Origin of the sequence: Pseudomonas sp. SIMBA_041 (assembly GCF_046535095.1) — a bacterium.
In the GTDB taxonomy this organism is placed as follows: Bacteria; Pseudomonadota; Gammaproteobacteria; order Pseudomonadales; family Pseudomonadaceae; genus Aquipseudomonas; species Aquipseudomonas mucoides.
In genome coordinates this window covers 1-249 of record NZ_JAWRXJ010000702.1, presented here as the reverse complement: position 1 = coordinate 249, position 249 = coordinate 1, and the positions used below count along the sequence as shown (strand labels likewise).

Below are 249 nucleotides of genomic sequence, written 5' to 3'. Positions count from 1 at the left end.
CTGCTGGCGGCGGTCACGGTGACCGCCATCGTGCTGGTGGACTACACCGCCATGGCCGGGGTGATCGGTGGCGGCGGCCTGGGCGACCTGGCCATCCGCTACGGCTACCAGCGTTTCCAGACCGATGTGATGGTGGTCACCGTGGTCCTGCTGCTGGTGCTGGTGCAGGCCCTGCAGATGACCGGTGACCGCCTGGTGGCGCACTACAGCCGCCGTTGAAGCGATTTCTTCGAACCCAACCCGAAACAC

At 66.3% G+C, this 249-nt stretch carries 1 pseudogene; it reads left to right on the top strand.

The window, feature by feature from the left end:
* Positions 1 to 219, top strand: a pseudogene (locus SB725_RS32910) (metal ABC transporter permease); the annotation flags it as partial.
* Positions 220 to 249: the final 30 nt, after the last annotated feature.